Source organism: Bradyrhizobium sp. 31Argb (assembly GCF_043638955.1).
Taxonomy (GTDB): domain Bacteria; phylum Pseudomonadota; class Alphaproteobacteria; order Rhizobiales; family Xanthobacteraceae; genus Bradyrhizobium.
Window position 1 is genome coordinate 14,711 of record NZ_JBEGDB010000018.1, and the last position, 20,040, is coordinate 34,750.

A 20,040-nucleotide genomic window follows, 5' to 3' on the forward strand; every position below is an offset into this window, starting at 1 on the left:
GCTCGCGTCTTACGCGGCAGTTGAGGCTTTCTGTGCGGCCTTCTGCTGGGCGGCGACCGCTTCGTCGCGGCGGATCTCGGAGAGCTTCTTCTGGACCTGCTCCGAGAAGATGTACTGCGCCGGACGCTGCTTCGTGAGATCGATCTCGGGGGCCATCGGACCCTTGGTGCGGATGCCGCGCATGGAGACCCACATGGCCTTCAGCGGGTTGTTGAGCGCCGCGATCGCAGCGGTCGGCTCGTAGCCGCAATGCGCCATGCAGTCGGCGCACTTCTCATACTTGCCGGTGCCGTAGGAATCCCAGTCCGTGGTCTCCATCAGCTCCTTGAAGGTCTTGGCGTAGCCTTCGCCGAGTAGATAGCAGGGCTTCTGCCAGCCGAAGATGTTGCGCGCCGGCATGCCCCAGGGCGTGCACTCGTATTCCTGGTTGCCGGCCAGGAAGTCGAGGAACAGGCCGGAATGCATGAAATTCCACTTCTTGCCCTTGCCGAGCGCAAAGACGTCCCGGAACAGCTTCTTGGTCTTGGTGCGGTTGAGGAAGTGCTCCTGGTCGGGCGCGCGCTCATAGGCGTAGCCCGGCGACATCGAGACGCCGACGCCGAGTTCGGTGGTGAAGTCGAGGAACTTTGCGATTTCCTCCGCCGGATGGCCGTCGAAGATGGTGGCATTGACATTGACGGTGAAGCCGCGCGCCTTGGCCGCCTTGATCGCGGACACCGCGCGGTCGAACACGCCCTTCTGAGACACCGCTTTGTCGTGATGGTCCTTCAGCCCATCGAGATGCACTGAGAAGAACAAATAAGGCGACGGCTCGAACAGATCGAGCTTCTTTTCCAGAAGCAGCGCGTTGGTGCAGAGCGAGACGAACTTCTTGCGCGCTACCAGGCCGCGGACGATCTCGCCGATCTCCTTGTGGATCAGCGGCTCGCCGCCGGGGATCGCTACCATCGGCGCGCCGCACTCGTCGGCCGCGTCCCAGCACTCCTGCGCGGTCATGCGGCGATTGAGGATCGCGTCGGGGTAGTCGATCTTGCCGCAGCCCACGCAGGCGAGATTGCAGCGAAACAGCGGCTCCAGCATCAGCACGAGCGGATAGCGCTTGCGGCCCAGCAGCTTCCGCCTGAGCAGATAGCCGCCGATGCGCAGTTCCTTGAAGAAGGGTATTGCCATTCTTTCTCTCTCGACTCTCACGACCAAGTTTGGGTCAGCCCGCGGTCAGTTCGGCCGGCAGGCGGAATTCGATGTTCTCTTCCCGGCCCGGCAGGACCGACACCTTGACCGGTCCGGTGCGCCGCAACGCCTCGATCACGTCGTCGACCAGCACTTCGGGCGCCGACGCGCCCGCCGTGATGCCGACGGTCTTTGCATTCTTCAGCCATTCTGGGTTGAGTTCGCTGCCATCCGCAATGAGGTAACTGGCGACGCCGGCTTCGGTGCCGATCTCGCGCAACCGATTGGGAATTGGAGCTGTTGGCGGCCCCCACCACCAGGATGACATCCACCAATTTGCTCAGGTCCCTTACCGCGGATTGGCGGTTCTGTGTGGCATAGCAGATATCCCGGATGTCAGGGCCTTGAATGTCTGTAAACCGGGCCTGGAGCGCCAGAATAATCTCACGTGTGTCATCTACGCTCAGGGTGGTCTGGGTGATGTAGGCGATCGGCGTATCGGCCGACAGCGTCAGGGCGTTGACATCCTCGACGCTCTGGACCAGCAGCACGGGGCCTGGAACCTGGCCCATGGTTCCCTCGACCTCGGGGTGGATGACCGGCCCTTCGACATATAGCGCTTGCCCTGATTGTGGACCTTGGTGACCAGCGGGCAGGTGGCATTGAGCACCGGCAGGCCGCGTGCGGCGGCCTCTTCCTCGACGCTGCGCGCCACGCCATGGGCGCTGAACACGGTCACCGCGTTCGCCGGAACCTCGGAAAGGTCCTCGACGAAGATCGCGCCCTTGTTCTTCAGGCTTTCGACGACGTATTTGTTATGCACGATCTCATGTCGGACATAGACCGGCGGCCCGTATTTCTCGAGCGCGCGCTCGACGATCTCGATGGCGCGCACCACGCCCGCGCAAAACCCCCGCGGCTGCGCTAGAAAAACCTCCATAGGACGCCCGTTAAGCAAATTGCACCAATCTGATCCGAAAACCCGCGCGGCCGGACATCCTGCAGCCGGCAGGTCCTGCTGCAATATCCGCACCACCAGTTCCTGCACTTAAGCCCACCCCCAAGCGCACGGAAGAAGAGCGCTTTGTGTCAAAAAATGAGCGTCTAGGAAAGCCGGATTACGGAATGGTTATCACTCGGGTCGCCGGTTTAAGGTATTAAAATACCTAAAACTGCGGCATTAATGCCCACCCCATCTCACTTGTTCGTCACTTTATTGCCCGCTGGGGCGGGATATACCGCGCCCAACGCCGTTCCGGCCCGTTTCGACGCTTCTTCGTGAACCAGCGGTCGGGCGGTCAAAACAACATTAGATCGGCCCTGGGAACTCCGCTAGATAGCGGGCGTTTTCGGCGTGCTTCCTGTGATCAGAAAGAAATGAAGTGCTGACACGTATTGTTGTCTCGATTGTTAAGGCGTGCACGCGGTTTGCCATCCCTGTCGTCGTCCTCTCGCTGATATCAGCGGTCGCGGCGGGCTATTACGCGGCGCGCAACTTCACCATCAATACCGACATCAATACGCTGATCTCGCCCAACCTGGACTGGCGCCAGCGCGACATCCAGTTCGAGCAAGCCTTCGACCGCGAGCGCCTGATTCTTGCCGTCGTGGAGGCGCCGACGCCGGAGCTCACGGGCCTTGCCGCCAAGGCGCTGGCCGAGAAGCTCACCGGTGACACCGAGCATTTCGAATCGGTCACGCCGCTCGGCTCCGGCGAATTCTTCGAGAAGAACGGGCTTCTGTTCCTGCCGACCGAGGAGGTCGCCCAGGTTACCGGCGAGCTCGAATCCGCCGCACCCCTGATCGAGATCATGGCCGGCGATCCCTCGATCCGCGGCCTCACCGGTGCGCTGGAGACGGGTCTTGCCGGCATCAAGCGCGGGCAGGCCAGGCTCGAGAACGCCGCTCGGCCCTTCAACCTGATCTCGCAGACGGTCGAGGATGTCCTCAGCAACAAGGGCAATCCGACCTTCTCCTGGCGCGAGCTCACCAGCGACAAGCCGCTGACCGATTCGGACAAGCGCGCCTTCATCGAATTCAAGCCGGTGCTCGACTATCAGGCGCTGGAGCCCGGTAAGGCGGCCACCGATGCGATCCGGCAGGCGGCCGCAGACCTGAAATTCCCAAGCGAATATGGCGCGCGCGTCCGCCTCACCGGACCGGTGCCGATCGCCAACGAGGAATATGCCACCGTCCAGGATGGCGCCGTCGTCAACGGCATCGGCACCGTGCTGATCGTGCTGGTGATCCTGTGGCTCGCGCTGCATTCGGCCAAGATCATCTTCGCCGTGTTCCTGAACCTGTTCATCGGGCTTGCGATCACCACCGCCGTCGGGTTGATGATGGTCGGCTCGCTCAATTTGTTGTCGATCGCCTTTGCCGTGCTGTTCGTAGGCTTAGGCGTCGATTTCGGTATCCAGTTCAGCGTCCGCTACCGTTCCGAACGCTTCAAGAACGACAACCTGACGCTGGCGCTGGAGAATGCGGCACGCCGCTCGGCGGTGCCGCTCTCGCTTGCGGCGATGGCGACCGCCGCGGGCTTCCTGTGCTTCCTGCCGACCGACTACAAGGGCATTTCCGAGCTCGGCAAGATCGCCGGCGCCGGCATGCTGATCGCGTTCCTCACCAGCATCACCACGCTGCCGGCGCTCCTGGACCTGCTCAATCCGCCCGGCGAGAAGGAGCCGGTCGGCTACGCGTTCCTCGCGCCCGTCGACCATTTCCTGGAGAAGCATCGCGTCGCGATCATCATCAGCACGCTCGCCCTCGTGATCGCCGGCCTGCCGCTGCTCTACTACATGAAGTTCGACTTCAACCCGATCAACCTGCGCAACTCGCAGGTCGAATCGATCGCGACGTTCCTCGATCTGAGGCGCGACCCGAACACCGGCGCCAATGCGATCAACGTGATGACGCATTCGGAAGCCGACGCCAGGAAGATCGAGGAGAGGCTGGAAAAGCTGCCGGAAGTGTTGAGCGTCCGCTCGCTCGACAGCTTCGTGCCGACCGATCAGCCGGCCAAGCTGAAGCTGATCGCGCAGGCGGCGAAGATGCTCAACCCGGCGCTCAATCCGGATTCGATCGATGCGCCGCCGACCGACCAGGAGAATGTCGAGTCCCTGAAGAGCTCGGCCGACAACCTCCGCAAGACCGCCGGCGACATCAAGAATGCGGGCGCGGTGGCTGCACGCCGGCTTGCGGATGCGCTGACCAAGCTGGCCGATTCGAATCAGGCGACGCGCGACAAGGCGCAGAACGTCTTCGTTTCGCCACTCAAGGTGGTGCTCGACCAGCTCAGGGACATGCTGCAGGCCCAGACCGTCACCTTGAAGTTGCTGCCGGAGGAGCTGGTACGTGAATGGAAGGCCAAGGACGGGCTGATACGGGTCGAGGTCCTGCCGAAGGGTGATCCGAACGACAATGACACGCTGCGCAAGTTCGCGGCCGCCGTGCTCGCGGCCGAGCCGACGGCGATCGGCGGCCCGGTCTCGATCCTGAAGTCCGGCGATACCGTGGTGAAGGCGTTCATCCACGCCGGCATCTGGTCGCTGATCGTGATCAGCCTGCTGCTCTGGCTGACGCTGCGGCGCATCGCCGACGTGCTGATGACGATCGTGCCGCTTCTGGTCGCGGGCGCCGTGACGCTGGAAATCTGCGTGCTGATCGGGCTGCCGCTCAACTTCGCCAATATCGTCGCGCTGCCGCTGTTGCTCGGCGTCGGCGTCGCCTTCAAGATCTACTACGTCACTGCCTGGCGTCAGGGCAGAACGAATCTGCTGCAATCGAGCCTGACGCGGGCAATCTTTTTCAGCGCGCTGACCACGGCAACCGCGTTCGGCAGCCTGTGGCTTTCAAGTCATCCAGGAACCGCGAGCATGGGTAAATTGCTCGCGCTCTCGCTGGTCACGACTCTCGCCGCGGTGCTGCTCTTCCAGCCGGCATTAATGGGTAAACCGCGCGACGTCCGGAAGGACGCAGATATCGCCGACGACGTCACCTGATGGGGCGGCTGCTGCCTGCTTCTGGCCCGTCTGCTGTTTGGACGACGCGGCCGGCGCGGTGGCGGGAGCCGAGCTCACCGAGCCCGTGGTCTTGGGCGGCGTCTGAGCGGCTGACTGCGCTGCCCCTTTGGGTGCGGGTGCGGCGCCCTTGGCCACGCTGTTGGCAGGGGGCGTGCTGTTGGCGGCGCTGGAGGCAATCGGAGGCCCAACGCGGGTCCAGGTCTCGCCGCCGCAGAGAAAGCCCAGCACGCAGCCTTGAATCTCGAGCTTGTCAGAACCAATTGGCTTGATCGTAGAGCTGTAGAGCTGACCGTCCTTGGCATTATAGACTTGGCCCTCCCACGCATCCGTGCCCGCCTTCTTCTTCATGTCGATCAGGATCGGCATGCCGAGCGTGGGCCGGCTTTGCTTCGCGGCGTCCGGATTCTGCGTATCCTTGCCGCCGGGGGTCTTCTCCCAGGCGACTGCGCCCCAGAGGCTGCCGTTGCATTGTGCGACCCGGATATGGGCGACACCGTCAGCCACGCGCCAGTCGCCGGTCGGATCCGCGGCCAGCGCTGGGACCATTGTGCTCGCCAAAACGAGTCCCGAGTATGCTATGGTGCGCGCGAGCTTGGGTGGGCAGTGCAACATGGTCTTACCTGTGCTTAAGTGTACAAGGGCCAAAGCTTGGGGGCAAAACGCCGCATTCGGCGTTTTGAGTTGACGAAATGACCATCAACCGACGTATGTAGCCGATGCTAAGCTCAAATCTAGACGTTTCCGAGATGTTTGTGGAGCGCCAGGCGCAGCGCAGTTCCCTGCACGCGCGCTACTTGAACGAGCAGCTCGTGCGCGTGCTCAAAACCATCGGCTATGACGTCGGCTTTCAAAAAGGGCAAGGCCAATATCTCTTCGATCGTGAGGGGGCACGGTATCTCGACCTACTCAGCGGATTTGGCGTTTTTGCGATCGGCCGCAACCACCCGGCGCTGCGCCAGGCCTTGAAGAGCGTGCTGGATGCCGATCTGCCCAACCTCGTGCAGCTCGATGTGTCCACGCTCGCCGGCATCCTGGCCGAGCGCCTCCTCGAATATGTGCCATATCTGGACAAGGTATTCTTTTCCAATTCGGGCGCCGAGACGGTAGAAGCCGCCATCAAGTTCGCGCGTGGCGCGACCGGGCGGCCCGGCATCGTGTCCTGCTCGCATTCGTTTCACGGATTGTCCTATGGCGCGCTGTCGCTGATGGACGATGCGAACTTCCGCTCCGGCTTCGAGCCGCTATTGCCCGGCTGCACCCAGATTCCGTTCAACGATCTTGCCGCGCTCGAGCAGGCGCTGTCGTCGCGCCAGGTCGCGGCCTTCATCGTCGAACCGATCCAGGGCAAGGGCGTCAACATGCCCTCGGACGAATTCCTGCCCGGTGCTGCGGCGTTGTGCCGGAAATATGGCACGCTGTTCGTCGCCGACGAGATTCAGACCGGCATCGGCCGCACCGGCAAATTCCTCGCCGTCGAGCACTGGAATGTCGAGCCCGACATGGTGCTGCTGGCGAAAGCGCTGTCCGGCGGTCATGTCCCGGTCGGCGCGCTGCTGACGCGCAAGAGCATCTTCGACAAGATCTTCAACCAGATGGATCGCGCCGTCGTGCACGGCTCGACATTCTCGAAGAACGATCTGGCGATGGCCGCCGGCATCGCAACGCTCGACGTCATCAAGGCCGAGAAGCTGGTTGAGCTGGCCGCCAAGCGCGGCGCCGAGCTCCGCCTCGCGCTGACGCGCATGGTGCCAGGCTACGAGCTGATGAAGGAAGTCCGCGGCAAGGGATTGATGATCGGCATCGAGTTCGGCCCGCCGAAGTCGCTGCGCCTGCGCGCATCCTGGAACGTGCTGGAGACCGCGAACAAAGGCCTGTTCTGCCAGCTCATCACCGTGCCGCTGTTCAAGGACCACAAGATCCTGACCCAGGTCGCCGGCCACGGCCTCCACACCATCAAGCTCCTGCCGCCGCTCGTCCTCACCGAGGACGACTGCACCTGGATCGAAAAGGCCTTCGACACCGTGATCGCCGGCAGCCACAAGGTCCCTGGCGCGATCTGGTCGCTCGGCAAGACGCTGGTCGACAACGCGGTGCGCAAGTCGGCCTGATTAACTCTGCGGCTTCCTTAGCCCGGATGAAGCGAAGCGTAATCCGGGATCATGGCCGTTCGCGAACCGGTTCCGGATTACGCTGCGCTCCATCCGGGCTACGATGCTAAATCACTCTGTCAACGTCCTGGGAGCAGATGAAATGCACATTGCAGGCGGTTGTCATTGCGGAGCCATCCGCTACGAGGTTGAAGGCGAAGCCCTTACACACGCGCTCTGCCACTGCACGGATTGCCGACGTCACGCCGGCGCGCCGATGGTCGCCTGGACGATGTATCCCGCCGCTGCCGTCAAGGTGACCCAAGGGCAGCCCAAGGTCTACGAATCATCCGAGCACGGCCGCCGGCATTTTTGCGCGAATTGCGGCACCGGTCTTTTTTACGTCAATGAGCAGATGCTGCCCGGGATCATTGATATCCAGAGCGGAACCTATGATGATCCTGACGTCGTTCCGCCAATGATCCATGTCCAGGTCGCCGAGCGGATCCAGTGGATGGAACGCGCGCACGAGCTGCCCGTATTCGACCGATACCCGCCGCAGCAATAGCAGCACCACCAGGATCCTGTAGCCCGGATGAAGCGAAGCGCAATCCGGGAACAATGTCGCAAGCAAACCCCGGATTACGCTTCGCTCCATCCGCGCTACGAAGCTACGAAGCTGGAGTCCGCATCGCCGTCTCGAACTTCTCGCCGAACTCGGCGAGCTCGTCGGCGGCGAGGTCGCTGACGGCCCAGAAGTTCAGGCCGTGATCGCTCCAGTGGCGGATGTTGAAGCCCTGCCGCTGGCTCGTCCTGGCGGCGTGGCGCTCGGTGTCTGATGTCTGTGCGACGAACAGGTTGATGACGTGCTCGCGCCTTCGATAGACCACGGCGCCGATCGGGCGGGCATCGACATAGTCGAGGCGTCCGCCGATCAGGGTGAAACCCAGGGCGGTGAGGTCGATCACGGGTGGAGCGACGTCGAGCCTGCCGTTGAACCACGGCTTGACCGTGTGCTGGTCGGTGGAAAGCACGTCGGTGAGATGGCCGGCCTGCAGCGAGCGCAGGTGCGCCGAGACCAGTTCCGACTGGATGCGCGCGTTGTCGTCATTGCGCAGGATGACGGCGACGAGGCCGGTCGCAGCCATCGCGGAGACCGCCGATCCCAGCGCGAAGCCGCGCAGCACCGCGCGGCGGCTTGGTGCAACCTTCGGCTGCGGCAGCGCGGCCTCGATGCGCCGGCGCAGCTCGGGCGGCGCGGTGAAGCTTGCACCCTTTTCCGCGATCATGCGGCTCATCGCGCGATAGTCTTTCGCCAGCTCCGTGCAGCGCGGGCAGCCTGCGACGTGGTCCTCGACCTCGCGCGCATGTCCCGCGTCGAGCTCGCCGTCGATCAGCGCCTGAAGCAGCACCTCGGCTTCCTCGCAGGTCATTTTGCTTGCTCCTGTTCCGCAAGCCACGCCGAGCGCAGCATCGCGCGGGCGCGGGCAAGTCGCGACATCACGGTGCCGACGGGGACGGCCGCAACATCGGCGATCTCGCGGTACGAAAGGTTCTGGATTTCCCGGAGCACGAAGGTCTCGCGAAACGGTTCGGCAAGCGCCGCGATCAGCCGGCGAATTGCCGCGGAATCCTTCTCGCGCAGCATCTGCGTCTCCGGCGTCTCCTGCGCCTCATGCCAGAGCGGGGTTGCATCCGCGCTGTCGGCGACGTCCTCGATCGCGCCGGTCTTGATGCCCGCGCGGCGCGCATATTCGGCACGGCAGACATTGCGCAGGATCGCGAACAGCCATGGCTTCATTGCCGGCCCGCGATAGCTGTCGAAATGCTTGTAGGCGCGCAGGAAACACTCCTGCACCGCATCCTCGGCATCGCTGGCGTCCCGCAGGAGATAGCGTGCCAGTGTATAGGCATCGTCGAGATAAGGCAGTGCGGCCTCGCGAAAGCGCCGCGCCTTCTCGGGATCTTCCTCCGACGCTTTCATCGCCTCATGCCCGGTTTGTGCGGCGAATGTCTTGGCCCGGCCGATGTCGATCCGCCGGCCGGGCAGGGTTGCGCTGGCAGAGATTGCCAACTTACTCGACCCTGATCATGCCTGTCATGTGCGGGTGCAGCGAACAAAAATATTTGTACTCGCCGGCCTCCGTGAAGGTGAATGAAAAGCTGCCGTCGGTGTCCATGGGTTTCGACCTGAATTTTCCCGCGCACACCACCGTGTGCGGAATGTCGTCGCGATTGGTCCAGGTGACGGTCGTGCCGACCTTCACGTCGAGCTGCGCGGGCTGGAAAACAAAGTTGTCGATATGCACTTCCATATCGGCGGCACGCGCAGCGCTGGCGGGGAGCAGCATGGCCGCGGCGACGGCGATGCCGAAGTCACGGCGATTGATCGTGCTCATGAACCTGTCCCTCTTCAGCCCTGCAGCGGCGTGTCGATGATGGCGAGGCGCTCCTGCCCCTGCTTGAAGTTGACGCTGGCGATGCCGAGCACGCTGCGCAGCTTGGCATCCTCGACCTTCATCGGGCCCGGTGAGGGCGCAGTGCCGGGCGCCGGCTGCGGAAAGGCGGTCGAGCGCGCGGTGTGGAAGGTGACGTTGCCTTCGACCTTCTGCATCACCTGGTGGATGTGCCCGTTCAGCACCGTCACCGAGCCGAAGCCCTTCACATATTCCAGCGCGCGTGCGCCGTCCTCGGTGCCCCAGCCCCAGGTCGGATAGACGGTCCATAGCGGGATGTGGGCGAACAGCACGATCGGGGTCGATTTCGAGCGGCCCTTCAGATCGTCCTCGAGCCATTCGAGCTGCTCGGCGCCGAGATTGCCCAGGCCTCCGGCCTTGAGGTCGACGACGTTGACGAGGCCGACGAAGTGCACGCCGCCGGCGTCGAACGAATACCAGCCGGCGCCCCTGGTGCCGCGGCCGTAGCGCTCCTTGTAGAGCTTGACTTCCTCGTCGATCAGATCGTGCTCGCCCGGCACGTAATGCACGTCGAGCTTGGCCTGCGAGATGACGCGCTCGGCATTGTCGAACTCGGCGGCCTTCGACAGATGCGTGATGTCGCCGGTGTGGATCATGAAGGAGGGTTTCGCGGGCATGGCGTTGATCTTGCCGATCGCTTCTTCCAGCGTGCCAAGCGCGTTCGGATTGGCGGCCTTGTCGAAGCCGACATGGCTGTCGCTGATCTGCAGGAAGGTCATGCCAGAGGCCTCGGCCGCTTGCGCCGAGCCGACCATGCCGAGCGAGCGCGGCACGCCGCCCGCCACTGTCCAGAGCACGCCGGTGCCCGCCCAGGTCATGCACTCCAGCACCCGGCGGCGGCTGACGCCGCGCTCTTCATCCCTGTGGTCGTGATCGAACTCGCTCATCGCAGTTCTCCATGCGCCCGTGATTGGGCCAGCGGAGACGTGATCGGGCGAGGGGAGGGGTTATTCCTGGCGGCGAAGCTCCATTGGCGCGAGGCGATGACGATTTCGTGAGTTGCTGCAAATCTCCGGCCGTCAGGCCGCTGCGACCCAGCCTCGGAACGTGAATCCGGCGTAGAACAGGGCGACGTCGGAAAAGCCCGCTTCCTCGAGAAGCGCTTCGTCGTCTTCGGCGAACAGAATCGGCAGCCGCTGCGCCATGGAAGCGGCGGAGGCCGCCACCTGCGCGGGATCGGCTCCGGTACCGTTCGCGAACATGACGGACCGTGTCAGCCAGCGCCCGAGCGCGCCGTCCGGCGGCCGGCTGTGGTGCGCCACGACGAGCGCCGCGCCCGGCTTGAGCCGTCGCCGCATCTCGCACAGCGTGCGCAGGCGCCCTGGCTTCGAAAGGAAATGCAGCGTCAACAGGCAGGTCGCGCCATCGAAGGGGCCGGCAGGTGCGTCTTCGATGAAACCTTGCACCAACCGGACCCTCGAGGCGAGCGGCCCCAGCACGTTGCGCGCGAGATCGAGCATCTCCGCCGAGGGATCTATCCCCGTGAAGCCCCAGCGCGGCCTTGCCTCGGCGAACGCCTTCAGCTCCAGACCGCCGCCGGCACCGAGGACGAGGACATCAGCCGCTTCCGGCGCGCGTTCGGCGAGCAGCAGCGCCGCCATGCGCTGAAGATCGGCGAAGCCCGGCACCTTGCGCGGCGTATCCTCGGCGTAGCGGGCGACTGCTGCGGGATCGCTGAAGTGGCGCAAGATCTCAGAAACCGGCGCGACGCCGGTGGACGCGTCATTCTTCATGCGCGCTCTCCAGGGTGACGCGTTTGCTCGGCGATGTGCAGCAGGACGTGGATCAGTTCGATATCCGTGAGGCCCTTTTCGGGGACGTAGATGGTCAACCGCTGCGGATAGGGGCCGAAGGGGAAGTTGTAGAGTTTCATGAGTCCGATCGTCGGTGGCGGCGCGGCGTGCCCGGCTGCGCGACGATAACGCCCCTTCATATCTTTCGCAACTTCAATGATTACGTGATGGCGTTCGGCGTTTTGATGGTTTGCGGACGAGCTAGGGTCGACAAAACTCAAAGTGAGCGGCCGGTATTGTGTCGGCGCGTGCCGGACAAAACTCTCTCGATCTGGCGGGCACCGAAGCGAACTCGCATACGGCGGCGCAGAGCTAGCCAAGGCTCGGCGTTCGTCTAGATGGCTGCCATCCTGGCGCCCCGTTCCTCCCCGACGGTGACCGAAACCAAGTCGTGTCGCCGCGCGTTCGTCCCGCGCACAAGAGGAGAAGCCCGTCATGTCAAGACCAGCAATCGCGTTTGTGTTGGCTCTGGCCGCGACCGCGGCCAACGCGCAAGATACTAAGTCTGGACAATCGCACACGCCGGCCGTTGCCGGCGCGAATGGAACACGGCCGTTCCTATTTGATGGACGAATGCGAGGTGATGGCGTCCGCCAGGGAGCGCTCGCCGACGATCATCACCCCAACGCTGGCGCCATCGTCGTGCCACCGAAAGCAAGCCAGCCTGGGCACGAACGATGAGTCCGCGCACCCGCGGTGCTGCAGTGAGCCGGCGTCATCGTTCCGATCGCGCGAATTCCCGCAGCGCCTGCAACAGCATTGGCGGCGCTTCCTGCGCCACGCAATGACCGATGCCCTCGAAATTCCACGCGCTGACATCGGGAATGAGCGAGACGGCCCGTGATGCCATCTCCTTGTAGATCGGCCAGGACTTTTCGGCCGTGGCCACGCGCACGGGGCAATCGATTTCACTGAGCCAGCCGAAAGGATTGCCGCGCACATCTCCGGCGTAGACCTGCTCCATGGCCTCGAAGATCGGGCGCAGGATCGCCGACTCGATTTGGGGCGTGCAACGGAGCCGTACCCTTCCGTTCTCCAGGGGCGCGAAGCCATGTCGGATATAAGCCCAGAGCGAAGTCTCAGACCAATCTGCAAATGCCGGCGCGGCGCTATAACGTGTGAACACCGCGTCAAAACTGTCGAACTCGGCCTGCCGGCGCAGGACGCCTTGAACGGTGGAGGTTGCCCATTCGCTCAATCCTGTCACCCCATCGCGCGCGGCGCGCGGATCCATGACGGTCGGCTCCATCACGAACAGGCGTGCGAAGCGTCCCGGCAGCTGTTTTGCAGCGAGCAGCAAGTCGGTGGCGCCTGCGCTGTGGCCGATCCCGTAGATGTCGTGCAGATCAAGCTCTTCGATGACCGCGCACACGTCCTGCGCATAGTCCTGAAAGTGATAGCAGTTCGCCGCGGGCTTGTGGCTGTCGCCGTGGCCGCGGCGATCGAGCGCATACACCGTGTAGTCGGATGCAAGATCGCGCGCGACGTCATCCCAGACGTTGGCCACGAAACCAGTGCCGTGAAGCAGGAGCGCAGGCGGCCGGTGCGAGCCTTCCTCGCCCCATTGCACCAGCGCAATGCGCGCATCTGCAGACCCGATCGAGAGGTGACGCTCACTGACCATGCATTCTACCGACGCGAATCTTCCAATGTCATCGCCGCAGCAACGTAGCCCGCATGGAGCGTAGCGCAATCCGGGGTTGCCGCCACGTGCGAATTGCTCCCGGATTACGCTGCGCTTCATCCGGGCTACGGGCTTTGTTACTTGGCGTCCTCCAAAATCATCGCAGCAGCCTTCTCCGCGATCATCGCGGTCGGTGTGTTGGTATTGCCCGACGTGATCGTCGGCATCACGGACGCATCGGCGACGCGGAGGCCGGCGATGCCGTAGAAGCGCAGGCGTTCGTCGACCACGGCCATCGGGTCGTTGGCCGTGCCCATCTTGGCGGTGCCGACGGGGTGGAAGATCGTGGTGCCGATATCGCCGGCGGCCTTGGCGAGCGATGCATCGTCATCGCCGACGGAAGGGCCGGGCAGATATTCTTCTGGCCGGTATTGCGCGAGCGTTTTCTGCTTCATCAGGCGCCGCGTTGTGCGGATCGCATCGGCGGCGACCTGGCGGTCCTCGTCGGTCGAGAGATAATTCGGCGCGATCGACGGTTTCTCGTCCGGCTGCCTGGAGCGGATGCGCACGGTGCCGCGCGAGGTCGGTTGCAGATTGCAGGCGCTCACCGTGATCGCGGGGAAGCGGTGCAGGGGATCGCCGAACTTGTCGAGCGACAGCGGCTGCACGTGGAACTGGATGTTGGCGCGCTCGCGGCGCGGATCCGAGCGCGTGAAGATGCCGAGTTGCGACGGCGCCATGGTCAGCGGCCCGCGGCGGCGCAGCGCGTAGTCGAGGCCCATCAGGCCGCGGCGGAACAGCGAGTAATAGGTCTCGTTCAGCGTACGCACGCCGGTCACCTTGTAGATCGCGCGCTGCTGCAGATGATCCTGCAGGTTGCGCCCGACGCCCTGCTTGTCGAGTACGACGTCGATGCCGAGCGGTGCGAGCCAGTCGGCGGGCCCGATGCCGGAGCGCTGCAGCACCTGCACCGATCCGATCGCGCCGGCGGTCAGGATCACTTCGCCCTTGGTGCGGGCCTCGATGATCTCATTGCCACGGAAAAAGCGCACGCCGACGGCGCGGCCTTGTTCCACGATCAGGCGATCGACCAGCACGTTCTTTTCCAGCAGCAGATTCGGCCGGTGCAATGCGGGCTTCAGGAAGCCGCGCGCGGAAGACCAGCGGCGGCCGCGCTTCTGGTTGACGTGGAAATAGCTCACGCCTTCGTTGTCACCGGTGTTGAAATCGGGAATGCGCTTGATGCCCATTTCTTCCGCGGCATCGCCGACGGCGTCCAGCACTTTCCAGGATAGCCGCGGCGCCTCGATGCGCCATCCGCCGCCCGAGCCATGGTCCTCGCTCGGCCCGAGGAAATGATCCTCGAGCCCACGGAACACCGGCCGCACGTCGTCATAGCCCCAGCCGGTGAGGCCGAGCTGGCGCCAGTGATCGTAATCGGCGGCCTGTCCGCGCATCGAGATCATGGCGTTGATCGCTGAGCAGCCGCCGATCACCTTGCCGCGGGGATAGGCCAGCGCGCGGCCGTTGAGGCCGGGCTCCGCCTCGGTCTTGAACATCCAGTCGGAACGCGGATTGCCGATCGCGAAGAGATAGCCGACCGGGATGTGAAACCAGATCCAGTTATCGTCGCCGCCGGCTTCCAGCACCAGCACGCGCTTTGCCGGATCGGCCGAGAGCCGGTTGGCCATGATGCAGCCGGCCGTGCCAGCGCCCACGACGATATAGTCGAAATCACCCTCGAGCTTCCCAGGCATTCTCTTGCTTTCCACCCGTCCGCGTCAGCGTTGCCCGAAAATGTTCCAGGCGTCCGTGCGATTTTCTGCTGTCCTAATAGTCAGAGGTGGGTGGGCGGGACAAGTCCAGCCATGACGGCCGGGCATGGGCAGCCAGCCGCGCCAGTTGGGTGGACCGCAGCTTGCATGGTAGAAAGATCACGGACGTTTGAATCACAGATCTGAGAAGTGCCATGCCCATCGTCAACCGCGTCGCCGACCTGCAGCCCGCCATCCAGGCCTGGCGGCGGGATATCCATGAACATCCCGAGCTGATGTACGATACCCACCGCACTGCAGCATTCGTTGCGGAGCGGCTGCGCGAGTTCGGCTGCGATGAGGTCGCCACGGGGCTCGGCCGCACCGGCGTAGTCGGCGTCATCAAGGGCAAGAAACCCGCCGGCAATGGCGAGATCAGCGTGATCGGGTTGCGCGCCGACATGGATGCGCTGCCGATCGAGGAGGAGACCAGTCTGCCTTATGCCTCCAAGACATCAGGCAAGATGCACGCCTGCGGCCATGACGGGCACACCGCGATGCTGCTGGGCGCTGCCCGCTACCTTGCTGAGACCCGCAATTTTGCCGGCAACGCGGTCGTGATCTTCCAGCCGGCCGAGGAGGGCGGCGCGGGCGCTGCCGCGATGATCAAGGACGGGCTGATGGAGCGGTTCGGCATCGAGCAGGTCTATGGCATGCATAACGGCCCTGGGATCCCCGTCGGCTCGTTTGCCATCCGGACCGGCCCGATCATGGCGGCAACGGACGCGATCGACATCAGGATCGAAGGCCACGGCGGCCACGCCGCGCGGCCGCACAAATGCATCGACAGCGTGCTGGTCGGCTCGCAATTGATCACGGCGCTGCAGTCGATCGTCTCGCGCACCGTCGATCCCTTGGATTCGGCCGTGATCTCGATCTGCGAATTCCACGCCGGCAATGCGCGGAACGTGATCCCGCAGACCGCGGAGCTGCGCGGCACGGTGCGCACACTGACGCCGGAGGTGCGGGCGCTGGTCGAGAAACGCACCCATGAGGTGGCCGCTGGCGTCGCGCAGATGACCGGCGCCAGGATCGACCTCACTTACGAGCGCGGCTACCCCGTCACCGTCAACCATCGCTCGCAGACCGAGTTCGCGACCAGGATCGCCAAGGAAATCGCCGGCGAGAATAACGTCCACGAAATGCCGCCGATGATGGGCGCGGAAGATTTCGCCTACATGCTGGAAGCGCGCCCCGGCGCCTTCATCTTCTGCGGCAACGGCGACAGCGCCGGCCTGCATCACCCCGCCTACAATTTCAACGACGAGGCGATCGTCTACGGCACGTCCTACTGGATCAAGCTGGTGGAGAACACGCTGGCGGCGTGACGTCTTGTCGTTCCAGGCCGTAGGGTGGGCAAAGCGAAGCGTTCCCACCTTTCTTGCACCGCCCGTGGATGGTGGGCACGCTTCGCTTTGCCCACCCTACGCAACTGTCTCCTTCCGTCATTGCGAGCGCAGCGAAGCAATCCATGCGTCCGCTTGTGGAGAGATGGATTGCTTCGTCGCTGCGCTCCTCGCAATGACGGAGTTGCGTGGCGCGGTCTTCGCGCACAAAACAAAAAGGCCCGCGCATTGCGCGGGCCTTTATCGTTGAGAGGTTCGCTGCTCAGAACACGTTCGCGAACAGCACGTAGAGCGAAGCCGACAGCATGATCGCGGCGGGCAGCGTCAGCACCCAGGCCATCACCATGTTGCGGATGGTCGCGACCTGCAGGCCCGAACCGTTGGCGGCCATGGCGCCGGCAACGCCCGATGACAGCACGTGCGTGGTGGACACCGGCAGGCCGAAAGTATCGGCCGCGAAGATCGTGCCGGCGGCGACGAGTTCGGCGGAGGCGCCCTGCGCGTAGGTCAGGTGGGTCTTGCCGATCTTTTCGCCGACCGTGATCACGATCCGCTTCCAGCCGATCATGGTGCCGAGGCCGAGCGCAATCGCGACCGCGATCTTCACCCAGGTCGGGATGAATTTGGTCGCGCTGTCGAGCGAGGCCTTGTAGGCGTTCAGCGTCGCGATGTCTTCCTTGCTGAGGTCGCTCTCCTTGTCCTTCATCAGGAAGCGGATCGCTTCCGAAATCAGGTACATGTCGTTGCGGGTGTTGCCGACGGCTTCCGCGGGCACCTTGGTCAGCGAGCCGTACTTCATCACCTGGTTGCTGACATCCTGTACCAGCACCGCGAGCGAGGGGAAGGTGCCCTCATTGAGGTGGTGCAGCGAGATGTACTGCGTCACGGCCGGACGGGGATCGCCGATAATGCTGTGACCGGCGCCCTTCGCCGCGATCACCTTGGAGGCGGCTTCCGAGTTCTTCTGGAACTGGGCGATCTGGGATTCCGGCAGCGCGCGGTTCAGCGCATAGGCGGTCGGTACGGTGCCGATCAGGATCAGCATGATCAGGCCCATGCCCTTCTGCCCGTCGTTGGAGCCGTGCGCGAAGCTGACGCCGGTGCAGGTCAGGATCAAGAGGCCGCGGATCCAGAGCGGCGGCGCCTTGTTGCCTTCGGGCGCGGCATAGAGCGCAGGGTTGCGCACGATCATCTTGAGCACGAGCAGCAGTATCGCGGCGCAGACGAAGCCGACCAGCGGCGACAGCAAGAGCGCGTAGCCGATCTCGGTGGCCTTGCTCCAGTCGACGCCGGACGTGCCATCGCGGCCGCGCATCAGCGCATTGGCGATGCCGACGCCGATGATCGAGCCGATCAGCGTGTGCGAGGACGAGGCCGGCAGGCCGAAATACCAGGTGCCGAGATTCCACAGGATCGCGGCGATCAACAGCGCGAACACCATGGCGAAGCCGGCGCTGGAGCCGACCTGCAGGATCAGTTCGACCGGCAGGAGCGAGATGATGCCGAATGCGACCGCGCCAGACGAGAGCAGCACGCCGAGGAAGTTGAAGAAGCCCGACCACATCACCGCGACTTCGGCGGGCAGCGAATGCGTGTAGATCACGGTCGCGACCGCGTTGGCGGTGTCGTGGAAGCCGTTGACGAATTCAAAGCCGAGCGCAATCAACAGCGCAACGAACAGCAGGATGTAGGGCAAGAAGGTGGTGACGCGGGTGCCGGTGGCATCGACGTCGGAATAGATGCTGTAGGCGACGAACAGCAACCCCGCCGCGAGGATGCCGAAGAAGAGGATCATCGTCAGTGGATTGAAGCCCTTATCGAGATTTGGCCTTGAAGCCGGCTGAATCGGCCTTTCGTCGCGTACTGAAGTATTGAGTGCAAAATCGGTCATTCTGACGCCCCGTCGAAATACGGAAGGAGGCCCTTAGTCTTGACCATTGACTTGAAGGTTAGATGACAGCCGTAGTTTGCTTGAATGAAACGCGTGTCGCAACGGTGCTCGAGTGTTGCATCGATGATCGTCTGTCACGCGCGCTCGCGACATAAATGTTGACCATTCACATGACGAGCCATGCGCGCAGCGAAAGTGTGTGATGGATGTGTGATGGAAAGGAAGCGGTCGGGCGCTGCCTGACGCCGGGGCTGTGGCGCCGCGGCAGCGCGCCGACCTCATGGGAACGTCATTGGCGTGAACAAGACGCCCCAAACTCCCCCTGTAATAGGAGAGTATCGGCCATCAATGTAAGGTTGTAAATAGATATCAGTCTTATCAACGGCTTGATATTTGCAGTGCTATGCATGGTGCCATGCTTATGCCGCAGCCTGCGCGCGTTTCCTCAAGAGTTCCGCAGCGATCTTCAGGTCCTCGACAAAGCGTTGATATTCCCGCGCTTTCGCATCCTCATCGGGCAGCCGCAGCAGATAGGAGGGATGCACTGTCACCAGCGCCTTCACGTCGTCGTCGAGATCGATCAGCCGGCCGCGGTTTTTGCCGATCGGCGTGAGCTTGTTGAACACGCATTGGGCAGCGGTCGCGCCCATCGTCACCACCAGGTCCGGTTTGATCGATGCGAGTTCCCGCTCGTACCATTGGCGGCAGGCCTTGATCTCCGGCGTATTCGGCTTCTGGTGCAGGCGGATCTTGCCGCGCGGCACAAATTTGAAATGCTTCACCGCATTGGTGATGTAGACTTTCTTGCGATCGATGCCGGCCTCTTCAAGCGCGCGGTCGAGCATTTGTCCGGCGGGACCGACGAACGGTTTTCCGGCGAGATCTTCCTTGTCGCCCGGCTGCTCGCCGACCAGCATCACCTGTGCGCTTTGCGGGCCTTCGCCGAACACGGTCTGGGTCGCGTGCTCATAGAGATGGCAGGCGCGGCAATCGGCGGCTTCCTCCCGCAGCGCACTCAGACTATCGGAATGGCGGATCATGGCGGGTTCCGGTGGCGTGGCGCTTTCGCTTGCGGGCTTAATCGTCGAAGCCTCCGGCAGGTTCCTCGATTGCTTCGCTGCCAGCCGTGCCGGGTTGAAGATAACAGCGTAATGACGCTGCCAGATCTCCTCCAGCCGATGGCCTGCGGGCATCCCGGCCTCGCTGATACCCGGCGTGATCGACACCGCATGTCCATCCCAATGCGCGCAGACATCTGATGTGAGGATCGACCAGGGCATGTCGGCAAAGCGGCTCGCGAAGAATGGCGCGGCCAGTTCCACGACATGGTGCTGCGGCTCGAACCAGGCAACGAAATGTGATTTGTGCTCGCGCCCGATCTCGCGGAAGCGGATCGACGTCCGCATCCGCTGTGCCTCGTGATGCACGGCCTTCGCCATCGCGTGGATACGCGCGACGTCGGGATCGTCAGCGACATCGAGCAGGTCATGATCGCGGTGCAGGCGCCACAACAGGCGATAGAGCAGGGCGAAGCGCTCGGCGTCGCGATGCAGGATCGCGGTTTTCGCCAGCTCGACGAATTTGGCCGGCACGTTGAACGTGCCGCGCGGCGGTTCGAGCGGCGCTTCGCGGTCCAGCGTATCGAACAGTTCGACTTCGTTGTCGCGCGCTGCCCACGTCACATTGTCAGGCAGCACCTCGTTCAGCACCAGCGTCCGTGCTGCCTTCCGCCAGCCGTCGAAATCAGTCTCGCTGCCCAGGATGATGTGGTGCATGGCACTTACTCTCCCTCCTGTCTCTCCTCTCGTCATGCCCG

Annotated in this window: 16 protein-coding genes and 1 pseudogene; 4 read left to right on the forward strand and 13 right to left on the reverse strand. The window is 63.5% G+C overall.

All coding sequences use genetic code 11. From position 1 onward, the window contains the following. Positions 1–9: 9 nt before the first annotated feature. Together hpnH and ispH are read right to left on the reverse strand one after the other, a co-directional pair. Positions 10–1,170: an adenosyl-hopene transferase HpnH gene (gene hpnH / locus AAFX91_RS05685; protein ID WP_394565810.1), complete on the reverse strand. Its 1,161-nt coding sequence runs from the start codon at positions 1,168–1,170 to the stop codon at positions 10–12. Between the two features lie 34 nt (positions 1,171–1,204). After that, a pseudogene (gene ispH / locus AAFX91_RS05690) lies at positions 1,205–2,110 on the reverse strand (4-hydroxy-3-methylbut-2-enyl diphosphate reductase). A 442-nt stretch (positions 2,111–2,552) separates the two neighbouring features. Between ispH and AAFX91_RS05695 the strand changes: the two are divergent. Beyond that, positions 2,553–5,171 carry an MMPL family transporter gene (locus tag AAFX91_RS05695; protein ID WP_394565811.1) on the forward strand — a complete coding sequence of 873 codons (2,619 nt, stop codon included), beginning with the start codon at positions 2,553–2,555 and terminating at the stop codon, positions 5,169–5,171. Here AAFX91_RS05695 and AAFX91_RS05700 read toward each other — a convergent pair. Then, positions 5,112–5,804, reverse strand: a complete 693-nt coding sequence (locus tag AAFX91_RS05700; protein ID WP_394565812.1) for a DUF2147 domain-containing protein — start codon at positions 5,802–5,804, stop codon at positions 5,112–5,114. The two genes, AAFX91_RS05695 and AAFX91_RS05700, sit on opposite strands and share 60 nt — an antisense overlap. Before the next feature lie 104 nt (positions 5,805–5,908). Between AAFX91_RS05700 and hpnO the strand changes: the two genes are divergently transcribed. Both hpnO and AAFX91_RS05710 read left to right on the forward strand, forming a co-directional pair. Beyond that, positions 5,909–7,300: an aminobacteriohopanetriol synthase HpnO gene (gene hpnO, locus AAFX91_RS05705; protein WP_130577106.1), complete on the forward strand. Its 1,392-nt coding sequence runs from the start codon at positions 5,909–5,911 to the stop codon at positions 7,298–7,300. 142 nt (positions 7,301–7,442) lie between these two features. Beyond that, a complete protein-coding gene (locus AAFX91_RS05710) occupies positions 7,443–7,847 on the forward strand; it encodes a GFA family protein (protein ID WP_130577156.1) in 405 nt (134 codons plus the stop codon). 103 nt (positions 7,848–7,950) lie between these two features. On the opposite strand, the gene AAFX91_RS05715 is transcribed toward AAFX91_RS05710, so the two are convergent. The 8 genes from AAFX91_RS05715 to AAFX91_RS05750 form a co-directional block, all read right to left on the reverse strand. Next, on the reverse strand, positions 7,951–8,712 hold the full coding sequence (locus tag AAFX91_RS05715; protein ID WP_394565813.1) for an anti-sigma factor family protein: 762 nt from the start codon (positions 8,710–8,712) through the stop codon (positions 7,951–7,953). Then, positions 8,709–9,263: a sigma-70 family RNA polymerase sigma factor gene (locus AAFX91_RS05720; RefSeq protein ID WP_282529325.1), complete on the reverse strand. Its 555-nt coding sequence runs from the start codon at positions 9,261–9,263 to the stop codon at positions 8,709–8,711. The genes AAFX91_RS05715 and AAFX91_RS05720 overlap by 4 nt, the downstream gene beginning before the upstream one ends. A gap of 91 nt (positions 9,264–9,354) precedes the next feature. After that, positions 9,355–9,678: a cupredoxin family copper-binding protein gene (locus AAFX91_RS05725; RefSeq protein WP_282529309.1), complete on the reverse strand. Its 324-nt coding sequence runs from the start codon at positions 9,676–9,678 to the stop codon at positions 9,355–9,357. Between the two features lie 14 nt (positions 9,679–9,692). Further along, positions 9,693–10,643 carry a metallophosphoesterase gene (locus AAFX91_RS05730; RefSeq protein ID WP_028167161.1) on the reverse strand — a complete coding sequence of 317 codons (951 nt, stop codon included), beginning with the start codon at positions 10,641–10,643 and terminating at the stop codon, positions 9,693–9,695. Between the two features lie 132 nt (positions 10,644–10,775). Further along, the gene (locus AAFX91_RS05735; RefSeq protein WP_394565814.1) at positions 10,776–11,489 is read right to left on the reverse strand and encodes a class I SAM-dependent methyltransferase; all 714 of its coding nucleotides are present in this window, start codon (positions 11,487–11,489) and stop codon (positions 10,776–10,778) included. After that, positions 11,486–11,629, reverse strand: coding sequence for a hypothetical protein (locus AAFX91_RS05740; protein WP_282529311.1), 144 nt, complete (start codon positions 11,627–11,629; stop codon positions 11,486–11,488). The genes AAFX91_RS05735 and AAFX91_RS05740 overlap by 4 nt, the downstream gene beginning before the upstream one ends. A gap of 635 nt (positions 11,630–12,264) precedes the next feature. Continuing rightward, complete coding sequence (locus AAFX91_RS05745; protein WP_394565815.1) at positions 12,265–13,173, reverse strand: alpha/beta fold hydrolase; 909 nt, start codon at positions 13,171–13,173, stop codon at positions 12,265–12,267. A gap of 137 nt (positions 13,174–13,310) precedes the next feature. Beyond that, entirely contained in the window at positions 13,311–14,930 is a 1,620-nt protein-coding gene (locus AAFX91_RS05750; RefSeq protein ID WP_130583692.1) for a GMC family oxidoreductase, read from the reverse strand. 212 nt (positions 14,931–15,142) lie between these two features. Here AAFX91_RS05750 and AAFX91_RS05755 point away from each other — a divergent pair, with 212 nt between their 5' ends. Beyond that, on the forward strand, positions 15,143–16,315 hold the full coding sequence (locus AAFX91_RS05755) for a M20 aminoacylase family protein (protein ID WP_394565816.1): 1,173 nt from the start codon (positions 15,143–15,145) through the stop codon (positions 16,313–16,315). 280 nt (positions 16,316–16,595) lie between these two features. On the opposite strand, the gene AAFX91_RS05760 is transcribed toward AAFX91_RS05755, so the two are convergent. Together AAFX91_RS05760 and AAFX91_RS05765 are read right to left on the reverse strand one after the other, a co-directional pair. Then, positions 16,596–18,224: an inorganic phosphate transporter gene (locus AAFX91_RS05760; protein ID WP_394565817.1), complete on the reverse strand. Its 1,629-nt coding sequence runs from the start codon at positions 18,222–18,224 to the stop codon at positions 16,596–16,598. A 419-nt stretch (positions 18,225–18,643) separates the two neighbouring features. After that, entirely contained in the window at positions 18,644–19,999 is a 1,356-nt protein-coding gene (locus AAFX91_RS05765) for a UdgX family uracil-DNA binding protein (RefSeq protein ID WP_394565818.1), read from the reverse strand. Between the last annotated feature and the right edge of the window lie 41 nt (positions 20,000–20,040).

What these genes read in the sequence shown, in the direction of transcription:
- hpnH (WP_394565810.1), bottom strand. Translation starts at nt 1,170, where the DNA reads ATGGCAATACCCTTCTTCAAGGAACTGCGCATCGGCGGCTATCTGCTC.
- AAFX91_RS05700 (WP_394565812.1), bottom strand. Translation starts at nt 5,804, where the DNA reads ATGTTGCACTGCCCACCCAAGCTCGCGCGCACCATAGCATACTCGGGA.
- hpnO (WP_130577106.1), top strand. Translation starts at nt 5,909, where the DNA reads ATGCTAAGCTCAAATCTAGACGTTTCCGAGATGTTTGTGGAGCGCCAG.
- AAFX91_RS05710 (WP_130577156.1), top strand. Translation starts at nt 7,443, where the DNA reads ATGCACATTGCAGGCGGTTGTCATTGCGGAGCCATCCGCTACGAGGTT.
- AAFX91_RS05715 (WP_394565813.1), bottom strand. Translation starts at nt 8,712, where the DNA reads ATGACCTGCGAGGAAGCCGAGGTGCTGCTTCAGGCGCTGATCGACGGC.
- AAFX91_RS05720 (WP_282529325.1), bottom strand. Translation starts at nt 9,263, where the DNA reads ATGAAAGCGTCGGAGGAAGATCCCGAGAAGGCGCGGCGCTTTCGCGAG.
- AAFX91_RS05725 (WP_282529309.1), bottom strand. Translation starts at nt 9,678, where the DNA reads ATGAGCACGATCAATCGCCGTGACTTCGGCATCGCCGTCGCCGCGGCC.
- AAFX91_RS05730 (WP_028167161.1), bottom strand. Translation starts at nt 10,643, where the DNA reads ATGAGCGAGTTCGATCACGACCACAGGGATGAAGAGCGCGGCGTCAGC.
- AAFX91_RS05735 (WP_394565814.1), bottom strand. Translation starts at nt 11,489, where the DNA reads ATGAAGAATGACGCGTCCACCGGCGTCGCGCCGGTTTCTGAGATCTTG.
- AAFX91_RS05740 (WP_282529311.1), bottom strand. Translation starts at nt 11,629, where the DNA reads ATGAAACTCTACAACTTCCCCTTCGGCCCCTATCCGCAGCGGTTGACC.
- AAFX91_RS05745 (WP_394565815.1), bottom strand. Translation starts at nt 13,173, where the DNA reads ATGGTCAGTGAGCGTCACCTCTCGATCGGGTCTGCAGATGCGCGCATT.
- AAFX91_RS05750 (WP_130583692.1), bottom strand. Translation starts at nt 14,930, where the DNA reads ATGCCTGGGAAGCTCGAGGGTGATTTCGACTATATCGTCGTGGGCGCT.
- AAFX91_RS05755 (WP_394565816.1), top strand. Translation starts at nt 15,143, where the DNA reads ATGCCCATCGTCAACCGCGTCGCCGACCTGCAGCCCGCCATCCAGGCC.
- AAFX91_RS05760 (WP_394565817.1), bottom strand. Translation starts at nt 18,224, where the DNA reads ATGACCGATTTTGCACTCAATACTTCAGTACGCGACGAAAGGCCGATT.
- AAFX91_RS05765 (WP_394565818.1), bottom strand. Translation starts at nt 19,999, where the DNA reads ATGCACCACATCATCCTGGGCAGCGAGACTGATTTCGACGGCTGGCGG.